At 75.7% G+C, this 11,601-nt stretch carries 11 protein-coding genes; 1 reads left to right on the top strand and 10 read right to left on the bottom strand.

Annotated elements, in window-relative coordinates:
* Positions 1-66 precede the first annotated feature (66 nt).
* The 3 genes from O7618_RS08690 to O7618_RS08680 all read right to left on the bottom strand — a co-directional run bounded on the left by O7618_RS08690 (position 67) and on the right by O7618_RS08680 (position 2,479).
* Entirely contained in the window at positions 67-573 is a 507-nt protein-coding gene (locus O7618_RS08690) for a DinB family protein (protein WP_278105484.1), read from the bottom strand.
* 69 nt (positions 574-642) lie between these two features.
* Positions 643-1,446, bottom strand: a complete 804-nt coding sequence (locus O7618_RS08685) for a M15 family metallopeptidase (RefSeq protein ID WP_278105483.1) — start codon at positions 1,444-1,446, stop codon at positions 643-645.
* Positions 1,447-1,516: 70 nt separating this feature from the next.
* Positions 1,517-2,479 (bottom strand): acetylxylan esterase, encoded by a 963-nt coding sequence (locus O7618_RS08680; RefSeq protein WP_278105482.1) that lies wholly within the window; start codon positions 2,477-2,479, stop codon positions 1,517-1,519.
* A gap of 201 nt (positions 2,480-2,680) precedes the next feature.
* On the opposite strand from O7618_RS08680, the gene O7618_RS08675 reads away from it, so the two are divergent.
* Positions 2,681-3,706 (top strand): substrate-binding domain-containing protein, encoded by a 1,026-nt coding sequence (locus O7618_RS08675; protein ID WP_278105481.1) that lies wholly within the window; start codon positions 2,681-2,683, stop codon positions 3,704-3,706.
* Between the two features lie 14 nt (positions 3,707-3,720).
* Here O7618_RS08675 and O7618_RS08670 read toward each other — a convergent pair whose 3' ends face one another.
* The 7 genes from O7618_RS08670 to O7618_RS08640 form a co-directional block, all read right to left on the bottom strand.
* Complete coding sequence (locus O7618_RS08670; RefSeq protein ID WP_278105480.1) at positions 3,721-5,019, bottom strand: serine hydrolase; 1,299 nt, start codon at positions 5,017-5,019, stop codon at positions 3,721-3,723.
* Between the two features lie 118 nt (positions 5,020-5,137).
* Positions 5,138-5,764, bottom strand: coding sequence for a polysaccharide deacetylase family protein (locus O7618_RS08665; RefSeq protein WP_278109954.1), 627 nt, complete (start codon positions 5,762-5,764; stop codon positions 5,138-5,140).
* A gap of 145 nt (positions 5,765-5,909) precedes the next feature.
* The gene (locus tag O7618_RS08660) at positions 5,910-7,181 is read right to left on the bottom strand and encodes a serine hydrolase (RefSeq protein ID WP_278105479.1); all 1,272 of its coding nucleotides are present in this window, start codon (positions 7,179-7,181) and stop codon (positions 5,910-5,912) included.
* A 104-nt stretch (positions 7,182-7,285) separates the two neighbouring features.
* Complete coding sequence (locus tag O7618_RS08655) at positions 7,286-7,705, bottom strand: protein phosphatase (protein WP_278105478.1); 420 nt, start codon at positions 7,703-7,705, stop codon at positions 7,286-7,288.
* 98 nt (positions 7,706-7,803) lie between these two features.
* Positions 7,804-8,433, bottom strand: a complete 630-nt coding sequence (locus tag O7618_RS08650; protein WP_278105477.1) for a hypothetical protein — start codon at positions 8,431-8,433, stop codon at positions 7,804-7,806.
* Between the two features lie 13 nt (positions 8,434-8,446).
* A complete protein-coding gene (locus O7618_RS08645; protein WP_278105476.1) occupies positions 8,447-10,231 on the bottom strand; it encodes a DUF4012 domain-containing protein in 1,785 nt (594 codons plus the stop codon).
* A gap of 118 nt (positions 10,232-10,349) precedes the next feature.
* Positions 10,350-11,549 carry a glycosyltransferase family 4 protein gene (locus O7618_RS08640; RefSeq protein ID WP_278105475.1) on the bottom strand — a complete coding sequence of 400 codons (1,200 nt, stop codon included), beginning with the start codon at positions 11,547-11,549 and terminating at the stop codon, positions 10,350-10,352.
* Positions 11,550-11,601 lie beyond the last annotated feature (52 nt).

Below are 11,601 nucleotides of genomic sequence, written 5' to 3'. Positions count from 1 at the left end.
GCCGCGACCGACGGGTGTCGAAAAGGGGCCCCGCCTCTACCGGAGGCGTTAACCGGGGGCCCCGCCTTACACGCCGACGGTGCCGTCGACGGCCTCGCGGAGGAGGTCGGCGTGGCCGTTGTGTCGGGCGTACTCATGCAGCATGTGCACCATCACCAGGCGCAGCGAGACGTCCTCGCCCCAGCGGGCCTGGTGGCCGGTCACGTCCAGCGACTCGGCCTCCCGCTCGATCCGGCGGGCGTGCTCGACCTCGCGGCGCCACGCCTCGAACGCCTCGGCCGCGTCCGCCCCGGCCGCGTCGTACGCGACCTGGAAGTCGCCGCTGTCCGACCAGACCAGCGGCACGTCCTCGGCGGCGATGACCCGGCGGAACCAGGTGCGTTCCACCTCGGCCATGTGCCGGACCAGGCCGAGCAGGGACAGCGTCGACGGCGGCGAGGACCGCCGGCGCAACTGCTCATCGGTCAGCCCCTCGCACTTGAGGGCCAGGGTGGCCCGGTGGAAGTCGAGGAACGCGCGCAGCGTCTCCCGCTCGCCGGCCAGCAGCGGCGGGCCGATCCGTTCGGTCTCCACGGGGCATCCTTCCGGGCAGGGTGTTCGGTCACCGGGAGCCTAACCGCTGTGGATCATGAGGCAACGGCATTACCGCAGCGACGAGCGGGCCACCGGAAAGTCGAACCAGGTGTCCGGGTACGGCTCGTCCACGAACCGGTAGTGCCACCACTCGCGCGGGTAGTTCTCGAAACCCTCCTCGCTCATCAGTCGCTTCAGCAGCTCCCGGTTCGCCCGGGCGACGCCGGTGATCCGCGCGTCGGCGGTGTGGGCGCGCGGGTCGAAGCAGTCGAACCCGGTGCCCATGTCGATCGAGTCGTCGGCGAACCGGCGACCGGCGGGGGCGGTGCAGGGCAGCAGGGGCTCGCCCGGCGTGTAGCCGGGTTGCGCCGGGGTGGGCACCGGCACCAGGGTCAGGTCGAGCGTGCTGGCCCGGCTGTGCGCGGTGGGCGCCCCGAGGTAGCCGTCGGCGAAGAGCCGGTCCTTCGGCAGGTCCGGGTAGAACTCGGCCTTCATCTGCGACTCCTGCGGCTGTTTCGCCCAGGCGACGAACTCGTTGACGGCGCGCTGCGGGCGGTAGCAGTCGTACACCTTCAGGCTGCGGCCCCGGGCCAGCGCGGCGGCCTGCACCCGGCGCAGCGCCTCGGCGGCCCGCCGGGTGAGCAGGCAGAGCGGCTCGGGATAGCCGTCGATCGGCCGGCCGACGAAGTTGTGGGCCGAGGCGTACCGGATGTCGGTGCGCACGGTCGGGTCGACGGCGGCCAGGTCGACGACGTCGGCCGGGGCGCGTGGGCCCGTCGGGGCGGGCGACGGCGCCGGGCGCGGCTCGGGCCGCTGGCAGGTCGCGAGGGCCGCGACCACCACGACCAGGACCGCTGCGGTACGTCTGCGCACGCTGCCGTGTCTACCACGGGGTTGGGCGGGGCCCCTTGTCAACAGACGTCTGTTAACAAGGGGCCCCGCCTTACTTCAGGGACGTGCGGAGGAAGTCGATCGCGGCGGCGTCGTCGTCGATGGCGCCCGCCTCGTGGCCGTTGTAGCGCCACACCGTCAACTCCTTGTCGCCCCGGTAGTCGTGGTAGGCGGCGTAGACGGTGGACGGCGGGACGATCTCGTCCATCAACGCGACGGAGAAGCGGGCCGGCACGGTGGCGCGTCGCGCGAAGGCGACCCCGTCGACGTAGGAGAGCGTGCGCAGCACCTGCTCCTCCCGGTCCCGGTGCACGGCCAAATAGTCCCGGATCTCCCGGTACGGCGTCGAGTCGGTGAGCGTGACGGCGCGCGAGATGTCGCAGAGGAAGGGCACGTGCGCCACCGCCGCCCGGACCCCCGGCGCCAGCGCGGCGGCGGCCAGCGCCGCGGCCCCGCCCTGGCTGTGCCCGAGCACCGCGACCCGGGCCGGGTCGACGACGGGCAGGTCGGTGAGGGCGTCGACCGCCCGCACCGCGTCGGTGAGGAACCGCCGGTAGTAGTAGCGGCGCGGGTCCTCCACCCCGCGGGTGGCCATCCCGGGCGCCTGCGGGCCGGCCGCCGCCACGTCGGGCGTGTCGCCGCGGCTCCACCCGGACCCCTGACCGCGGGTGTCCATCTGGAGGTGGGCGAACCCGGCGGCGGACCAGAGCAGGTTCTCCAGCGGGTGGCCGCGCCCGCCGCCGTAGCCGACGTACTGCACGATCGTCGGCAGTGGCCCGTTTACGCCGCGCGGCATCCGCAACCAGGCCCGCACCGGCTGCCCCGCGAAGCCGGGGAACGTCACGTCGAAGACGTCCACCCCGGTCAGCGGGGTGGGCACCGGGGTGGCCGCGACCGGGTCGCCGCAGGAGCGCGCCTCGGCGAGCGTGTCGGCCCAGAAGGCGTCGAAGTCGGCCGGTTCGCACAGGTCGCTGCGGTGCTGGCGGAGTTCCGCCTCGGGCAGGTCGGTGAACACGCCTCGGCTTCCTGGTCGGTCCGTGGGCCGGTCGAGGCGCGTCGAAGCGCCCGGCACCCGGCGTATTTCCGGAAGGTTTCCGCAACTTGACCGAACGCTAGGACCGGACCGATCTGTCGTCAAGCCCTCGGCGTACGGCAAGATGTCCGTGGGGCGGAACGGTTTTCCGGTCGGTTCCGGCAACCGGCGAAGGGAACACGGGTGAGCGGGGACGACGAGCGCAGGGTGACCATCACCGCGATCGCACGGGAGGCCGGCGTTTCCGTGCCCACCGTGTCGCGGGTGCTCAACGGGCGCTCCGACGTCGCCCCGGACACCCGGGAGCGGGTCGAGAAGCTGCTGCGTCACCACGGCTACCGGCGTCGTGGCAGCCGCACGGTGCGCCGGGCGGACCTGGTCGACCTGGTCTTCAACGACCTGGACAGCCCCTGGGCGGTGGAGATCATCCGCGGGGTGGAGGACGTCGGCCACGCGGCCGGCGTGGGTGTGGTGATCTCGGCCGTGCACCGGGAGACCAGCTCCACCCGGCAGTGGCTGCACAACCTGCGGGCCCGCGCCTCGGACGGCGTGATCGTGGTGACCTCGCACCTGAGCCCCTCGGTGCAGGCGCAGCTACGCCGGCTCAACGTGCCGGTCGTCGTGGTCGACCCGGACGCCGGGGTGGCCGGGACGGACGTGCCGGCGATCGGCGCCACCAACTGGACCGGCGGCCTCTCCGCCACCGAGCACCTGCTGAAGCTGGGCCACCGGCGGATCGGCTTCGTCGCCGGCCCGCCGCTGCTGCTGTGCAGCCGCGCCCGGCTGGACGGCTACCGGGCGGCGCTGGCGGCGGCCGGCGTGCCGGCCGACGACCGCCTGGTCCACCCCGGCGACTTCTACCACGCCTCCGGCTACACCGCCGGTGGCGCGCTGCTCGACCTCGACGACCCGCCCACGGCGATCTTCGCGGCCAGCGACCAGATGGCCTTCGGGGTCTACGAGGCGGTGCGCCGGCGCGGGTTGCGGGTCGCCGACGACGTCTCCGTGGTCGGCTTCGACGACCTGCCGGAGGCGCGGTGGGCCTCGCCGCCGCTGACCACCGTGCGGCAGCCGCTGGTGGAGATGGGCCGGCTCGCCGCCCGCACCGTGCTACGCCTCGCCCAGGGCGAGGAGATCGAGTCCCCGCGCATCGAGCTGGCCACCGAACTGGTGCTGCGGGACAGCACCGCCGCCCCCGCCGCAAGGTAGCCGGGCGGTCATCCTCAGTCGCCTTCCGGAAGTTCCGCCTCCCGCAGCACCGAGCCGGTCGCCATGGCCGCCGCCGCGGCGTGCCGGCGCCGCCGCGCCAGCAGCACCGCTCCCCCGACCACCAGCACCGCGCCCACCGCCACCGACGGCCCGGCGCCCGGCCGGGTGCCGGCGTGCGCCGCACCACCGCCCAGGTCGGCGTGCCCGGCCAGCGCCGACGCCACCCCGGTCGGCGGCGCCGCCGACCGCTCCAGCTCGCCCGGCTCCACCAGCCGGCCGACCGTCGCGTCGCGGGGCAGCCCGAACCCCCAGTCCAGTAGCGCCGCGCCCTGCTGCCAGCCGCGCTGGGTGGGGATCTCGGCGCCGAGCAGGGTCACCACCAGCCGACGCCCCCCGCGCTCGGCCGCGCCGACGTAGGTGTGCCGGGCCAGGTCGGTGAAGCCGGTCTTGCCGCCGATGGCGCCCGGATAGTGGTCCAGCAACATGTTGTCGTTCTGGATCTGGAATGCCCTCTCGGGCAGCGCCGGCTGCGCGGGCACCTGGGCGGTCCGGGTGGCGGTGTAGCGGCGGAAGGCCGGTTCGCGGAAGCACGCGCGGGCGATCAACGCGAGGTCGTACGCGCTGGTGAACTGTCCCGGACCGTCCAGCCCGGACGGCGTGACCGCGTGCGTCTGCCGCGCGCCGAGATGCTGCGCCTCCGTGTTCATCGCCCGCACGCCACCGGCCAGCCCGTCCGGGCCGCCGCCGAGCCGGGCCAGGACGTTCGCCGCCTCGTTGCCGGACTTGAGCAGCAGGCCCAGCCAGATCGTCCCGATCCGGTAGCGCCCGCCCTCGGCCAACCCGACCGCCGAGCTGCCCGGCTCGATCGCCACGTCCCCGGCCGTCACGGTGACCTCCCGGTCCGGATCCAGCCGGGGCAGCATGGTCGCGGTCAGCAGCAGCTTCTGCACGCTGGCCGGGACGCCGTACTCGTGGGGACCGCAGCCGCCGAGCACCGCGCCGGTGTCCAGGTCCGCGACCAGCCACGAGGTCGCGGTCACCGGCGGCGGCGCGGTCGCCACGGGCGGGACCACGAGTCCGGCGTTGTCCAGCGCGGCCCCGCCGACCGAGCGGGCGGCCGGATCGGGCGCCGGCGGCGCCTGCGGAGGGCGGGTCGCCGGGGCCGGCACGTTGGGGCAGGGCGGCGCGCCGGCCGGCAGCCGGCGGGCCGGCGAGACGCCCGGCCGCACCCCCGCCGCGGCCGGCGTCGTCGGCGTCGACAGCGGTAGGAGCAGGGCGGCGGCCAGCGCCACGGAAGAACCCCAGGTCCTCATGCCCCGCACGCTAGCCACGCCGACCCGAACGGGTCGCCGGCTCCGAGATTCGTATCCCGGAGCCGGTGCCGCGCGGTACGGTGTCGCGCACCCCCCGCTCGGCACGCGGCCCGCGGGCCTACCCGCCACCTCGGCGCGCGGCCAGACCGTGGGCGGCCAGCGGGCCGACCTGCCACCCGCGCCGGCGGCACTCCGCGATCAGCTCGGGCAGCGCGGCGAGCGTGGACCGCCAGGCACCCGCCTCGGCGGCGGCCGAGGAGTCGTGCAGCAGCACCGTGCCGCCGCCGCGCAGCCCGGCCAGCACCCGCCGCCGGACGCCGTCCCCGGTGGCCGACGCGGTCCAGTCCCGCCCCCAGCAGCTCCACAGCACCGGGCGCAGCCGCAGCCGCCGGGCGGCCAGCAGCGTCGCGCCGGTCAGCACCCCGTACGGCGGGCGCAGGAACCGCGGCGGCCGGCCGGTCACGTCCACGACCAGGTGGTACCCCCGGGTCAGGTCGCGGACCGTGCCGGCCGGCCCGCGCAGCAGCAGGTTGTCGTGCGTCCAGCCGTGCAGGGCCACCTCGTGGCCGGCGCCGACCAGCCGGCGGCCCAGGTCCGGATACCGGCGCAGCATCGCGCCGAGGACGAAGAACGTGGCCCGTACCCGGTGCGCGGCGAGCACGTCCAGGACCTGGGGCGTGGACTCCGGGTCGGGGCCGTCGTCGAAGGTCAGTGCGACCCGGTCGGGCGCCCCGAGGCCGTGCAGGCCGGGCAGCAGGCGCCGATGTCCGCGGAGACCACCACGATCCGTCCCGGGTGCTCCATGCCCGGCGCATACCCAGGTCGGCGGCGTCCACGCGACCGTCCCGCCGCCCGGTCACGCTCCCACGCGCGCGGGCGGCCGGCGGTGGTCAGGCGCGGCGGCGACCGCGGCGGCGGGTCCGGCTCCGCGCGGCGAGCACCGCCGCGACCCCGCCGACGGTGAGCGCGAGGAGTACGGCGGCGGGCACGATCACCTGCCAGTCCCCGTCGGCCATCCGGCGCAGCGCGGTGCCCGCCGGGCCCCGCCACGGCGTCGGCTCGGGGCGGCCGGGCGCGGCGGCCTCGGGCGACTCGCGCGCCGGCTCGTCGGTCGCGGCGTCCAGCTCGCCCGGTTCGACGAGCTTGCCGACCGAGGCGTCCCGGGGCAGCGCGAAGCCCCAGTCGAGCAGCTGCGCGCCCTGCTGCCAGCCGCGTACCGGCCGGGCCTCGGCGCCGAGCAGCGTGACCACCAGCCGGCGACCGCCGCGCTGGGCGGCGCCGACGTAGCTGTGCCGGGCCAGCTCGGTGAAGCCGGTCTTGCCGCCCAGCGCCCCGGGGTAGCGGTAGATCAACTGGTTCTCGTTCTGGATCTGGAACCCGCCCTTCTTCAGGGCGGGCTGCGCCGGGATCTGGGCCCGTTCGGTGCGCGCGTAGCGGGCGAAGCGGGGGTCGACGAAGCACGCCCGGGCGATCAGCGCCAGATCGTACGCGCTGGTGAACTGGCCCGGCCCGTCCAGGCCGGACGGGGTGACCGCGTGGGTCTGCAACGCGCCCAGCCGGCGCGCCTCGGCGTTCATCTCGGCGACCCCGGCCCGGGCGCTGCCGGCGCCCAGCCGCGCCAGCATGTTCGCCGCGTCGTTGCCCGACTGCAGCAGCAGCCCGAGCCAGAGCGTCTCGACCTGGTAGCGACCGCCCACCAGCAGGCCGACGGCCGAGCTGCCCGGCTCGATGTCCAGGTCGTCGCGGGTGGCGAGGGCCACCCGCTTCGGGTCGAGGCGGTTCAGCATGGTGGCGGCCAGCAGCAGCTTCTGGGTGCTCGCGGGCGTGCCGTACCCGTGCGGCCCGCAGGCGCCCAGCACCGCGCCGCTGTCCAGGTCGGCGACCAGCCAGGTGGTGGCGGTGACCGCGGGCGGCGCGGGAGCGCCGGGCGGGGCGACGAGACCCGGCGCGGCAAGTGCCTCGCCGCCCACCACCAGCTGCTCGGGTGCCGACGGCGGCGGAACGGGGCGCGGCGGTCGAGTGACCTTCGGGGCCGGCAGGCGCGGGCAGGGCACGGCGGCGCCCGGGGCCGCGGCGGCCGACGGCGCGCCGGCGACCGGGGTGGGCGCCCCGGCGACGAGCAGCGCGACAGCGGTGACGGCGGCCAGGACCCGGGCTCTCATGAAGAGGCACCATACCGAGCGCGGCGCACCGCTCGACGCGGCTCACCGGGCCGGTGACGCTGCGCCGACCGGGCGGCTCCGGGCCGTGGCCGGCGCGGGCACCGTCAGCGCACGCCGCGCAACCACCACCGCTGCCACGGCGTCTCCACCGCGCGCCGGTGGTAGTGCGCCCGGACCCAGGCCACCGCCGGGTCGGGGGCCAGCCCGTCGAGCACGGCCAGGGCGGCGAGCGCGGTGCCGGTCCGGCCGACACCGCCGTGGCAGGCCGCCTCGACCCGCTGGCCCGCGTAGGCGCGCCGCCACGCCTCGCGCAGCGCGTCGAGCGCGTCGGCACGGTCCAGCGGGACCCAGAAGTCGGGCCACCGGATCCGCCGGGCCGGCCACCCGGGCGCGGGCCCGGGCGCCAGCACCAGGGCGAAGTCGGCGGGCGAGGCAGGCGCGGCCACCCGACGGCCGCGGACGGTGGCGCCGCCGGGCAGCGTGAGCAGACCGGCCGGATCGGTCCACGGCGTGGTCGGGTCCATTCCGTCATTGTGCGGTGCGCCGGGGACACGCGGGTGCCCGCCGGACGAGGTCCGGCGGGCACTCACGTCGTGCCGGGTCCGCCCCGGCTCGCCTCGGGTCAGCCGAGGCGACGGCGGCGCCAGGCCAGGGAGGCCAGCAGCAGCACCGCGCCGGCGCCGGCCAGGCCGCCACCGAGCTTCAGGGGCGTGCCGATGCTGCCACCCGTGACGGGCAGGTGCCCGCCGTGGTGCGGCGGGCGCGGCGGGTAGGTCGGCCGCACCGGGAGCACGGTGCCGGTCGTGCTGGCGGTCCGGCCCGTCGTCTGGCCGGTGGCCGTGAACGTGTAGCGACCGGTGCGGGTCGGGCGGTAGGGGACGGTGAAGTTGCCGTCCCCGTCCGCCTGGACGGTGAAGTGCGTCGGCGCAGGCTGCGGCGCGGCCCGGTTCGGCGTGTACGCCACCGGCGCCATCGCCACCGTGCTGCCGTCGCTGCGTCGCGCGGTCCCCTCGGCCGGGGCGGCCGCCGGGAGCCCGGAGATGCTGACGTCGATCGCCACCGTCTCGTTCGGACCGAAGCCGGTGCCCCGCAGGATAAAGGTCTCGCCGAGAGTGATGGTCGGGTCGACGAGCGTCAACGCCGGTCCCGGCGGCACGTACGGGGGCTGCGGCTGCGCCGCGCCGGCCGCGGTCGGCGCGGCCGCGACGGCCAGGCCCACCGTGAGCGCCATGATGATGCGGGATAGCCGCATGATGGATTCCCTCCTACTGTTCACATCTGGGTGCGGTGACTATCTGGGTGGTCCACGGGGTGACGGTGGGCGTGAGCACCAGGTCGGCCGTGCCCGCGCCGTTCTGGCCGGTGAGCAGCGTGACGTCGAGCGTCCGGGTCTGTCCCGGCCCGACCTCCACGTTCGCCACCGCCACCTGGCGGCGGCCGTCGGTCCCGCCGCCCATCGCGGTGGCCCGCCCGTCCAGCCGGCCGCTGAGGACGGCGCCCCCGCTCGGCGTGTGCACCGAGACGAAGGTCCGCGCGGTGTACTTGTCGCCGGACAGGGCGAGGCCCGTGACCGACTCGGTGAGGCCCGACCGCGGGGCGGTGGAGTGCACCGTGACCCGCAGTCGCAGTTCCCGGCGTCCGTCCGGCTGGCACGCGCCGACCGTCAGGTTGGCCGAGAACCTGAGGTAGTAGCCGAGCTTCGCGCCGCTGCCGTCGTTGAGGAACACGCCGACCGTCGGCACGGTGTCCTGCTCCGGGAGCTGCCCGGCCAGCCGGGTGCCGACCACCGCGCGCTGCTCCTCAGATCGGACACTCCAGAACAATAGTCGACGTTCCTGGATCGAGCGCCTTATAACGGTCAAAAGCGCCCTTGCATCCACCGTTTTGGTGAACATCGCGTCGAACACCCCGGTGACGGCCCGGGCGAAGAACGTGTCCTGCGCCTCCGGATCCCGGTCCCGGTACGAGTCGCTGAGCAGGGTCCGCACCACGGTGCCGCCGACCAGCGCGGGACCGTCCGGCACGCTGACCGGCCCGATCACGCCGAGCAGGTACGACAGCACCACCGGGTCCACCGCCAGGACGCCGTCCACCGTGGTCCCGGTGCGCCGGCGCACCATCTCCCGGTAGAGCGCGGCGGCCGTCGGGAAGTCCGGGCTGAGGTTGACGTCCGCGGGGTACATCCCCGGCAGGTCGGACCAGAGCCGGCGCACCTCGGGGGCGACCTTGAGCGGCGGATCGACGAGCGACAACTGACTGGCGGCGCCCTGGCCGGCCAGCCGGATCCGGCCGTCGTCCGCGCGCAGCACCGCGTACGCGCCGAACATGCCGCCGGTGGCGCGCAACTCGGCCGGGTTCTGCGAGACGAGCAGGAAGCTGCGCGGACCGTCGGCGCCGAGCAGCGGCGGCAGCAGGCGCGCGCCGCGGTCCGCCGCCGAGGTGAGATCGCCCAACTGGTCGAGTTCCGTCCGCAGCGCCGTGACCGCGTTCCGCACCTGCGCGACCAGGCCGCCGACGGGGACCGCCCGCAGACGCTCCGAGCTGCGCCGGACCGCCTGGTCGGCGCGGGACACCTCCGCCGAGACCTCGCGCAGGCGGTTCACGTCGAGCCGCCCCTGCTTCGGCACCAGCGAGGCCAGGTCGACCCGGAGCAGAGTGGGGAACGCGAGCCGGGCGAGGTCGTCCACCGCCACCGAGATCTGGCGGACCACGGTCAGGTCGTCGCCCGCGTACGGGGTTCGCTGGCCGAGCCACCAGACCGGGTCCCCGGTCGCGCCGCGGGCCGCGGCGGCCTGTTCCTGCAACGCGGAGAGGGTCCGCTGGGCTCGCGCCACGTCCCCGTCCAGCACCCGCACACTGAGTTCCTTGGCGAGCCCGGCGGCGTTCACCAGGTGCGACCGGGCCTGCCAGCCCCGGAACGTGACCCAGCCACCGGCGGTCAGCAGCACCGAGACGACCACCAGCCCGACCAGCAGGATCCGCCGCACCCGCCGCCGGCCGAGTCGCCGTGAGCGCCGGCGCCGGCGATGCGAAGCATCGCGTTCCGTCACACCGCTCTCCCTCTGCGTTAATCGGACAGACAACATCTTTCTAGCACAAATCACAGCGCGCTTTTCGGATACCAGCGTTTCCGGGTCGATAGCGCCCGGCAGGCATCTGCGGCGGATCTCATCCGGCCGGTGTCACCTGGCGGAGCGTGTCCTCGATCCGGTCGACGCCGGCCCGCAGCGACATCTGCCCCAGGTAGGCGTCCCGACCCCGGCGTCCCATCTCGACCCGGGCCTCCGGGGGGATCGCCGCCGCCAGCCAGAACCGGTCGGCCAGCGCGGCCCAGTCCTCCGGCGGGCAGGACAGTCCGGCCCGGGCCCGCTCCACCAGCTCCGCGGTGTCACCGCCGGCCGAGGCGACCAACGGCGCGGCGCAGGAGAGCGCGGCCGGCACCTTGTCGGGCACGACAGCCCGCAGCTCCGGCAGGTCGCGCTGCACGACGAGTTGGTAGTCGGCGGCCGCGTACAACTGCGGCATGTCCGCCGGCGAGCGCCGCTCGACGAAGCGGACGTTGTCCGCGCCCAACTCGGCGGCCAACCCACGGACCCGCACCTCCTCGCTGCCCGAGCCGACCAGGACCAGGTCCATCCGGTCGCCCAGCGCGGCCGCCGCCCGGACCGCGGTCTCCAGACCCTGTCGGACGCCGATCGTGCCGGCGTGCATCACCACGCAGCGGTCGCCCCGACGGACCAGCCGGCGGGCCGCCGGACCGGCTTCGGCCGGCCGGAACAGGTGCTCGTCGGTCCAGGCGAGCACCGTGCGGACCCGGTCCGGCGCCGCCCCGCCGGCCAGCACCAGATCGCGCATGGACGGCGCGCCGACCACCACCGCGCCCGCCTCCCGGTACAACCGCCGCAGGCCGGCGTCCGACCGGCGCGGTTCCCCCGGCCGGGTCGACTCGTCCGACCAGAGGTCCTGCACGTGCAGCACCGTCGGCACCCGACCGAGCAGGCGCAGCAGGCCGGTGGCGGCGGCCGTCACGGCGGGGAGTTGAAAGACGTAGAGCGCGTCGACGTCGCGGAAGTAGCGGCGGCCGACAAGCGCGGCGCTGCCGGCGAAGGAGAGCCAGGCGGCGGCCCGGGCCCGGGCCGAGGTGTCACCGCCGGCGTACCGGGGCACCCGGCGCACGGTCAACCGCTCGCTGTGCGTCTGGTGCCGCCACCGCTGCCGCCAGCCGGGATGGACCTGCCCGCCGGGGTAGTCCGGAAAGCCGGTGAGCACGCGCACCTCGTGTCCGCGCGCGGCCAGTTCCTCGGCCAGGCTGCCCGGGACGAACGCCGGCTCCGGCGGGAAGTGGTACGACAGGATGCCGATTCTCACGGTGACGCTCCCGGCGCGGCCGGCCGGGCCATCGGCGCCGGTGCCGCGTACG

It is taken from the genome of Micromonospora sp. WMMD980 (genome assembly GCF_029626035.1).
Taxonomy (GTDB): domain Bacteria; phylum Actinomycetota; class Actinomycetes; order Mycobacteriales; family Micromonosporaceae; genus Micromonospora.
Note: the sequence above shows the minus strand (reverse complement) of the source record. Positions and strands in the feature narration are given on the sequence as shown.

Excerpts from the sequence above, each read along its gene's own strand:
- O7618_RS08655 (WP_278105478.1), bottom strand. The coding sequence starts at position 7,705 with ATGGACCCGACCACGCCGTGGACCGATCCGGCCGGTCTGCTCACGCTG.
- O7618_RS08650 (WP_278105477.1), bottom strand. The coding sequence starts at position 8,433 with ATGCGGCTATCCCGCATCATCATGGCGCTCACGGTGGGCCTGGCCGTC.
- O7618_RS08660 (WP_278105479.1), bottom strand. The coding sequence starts at position 7,181 with ATGAGAGCCCGGGTCCTGGCCGCCGTCACCGCTGTCGCGCTGCTCGTC.
- O7618_RS08670 (WP_278105480.1), bottom strand. The coding sequence starts at position 5,019 with ATGAGGACCTGGGGTTCTTCCGTGGCGCTGGCCGCCGCCCTGCTCCTA.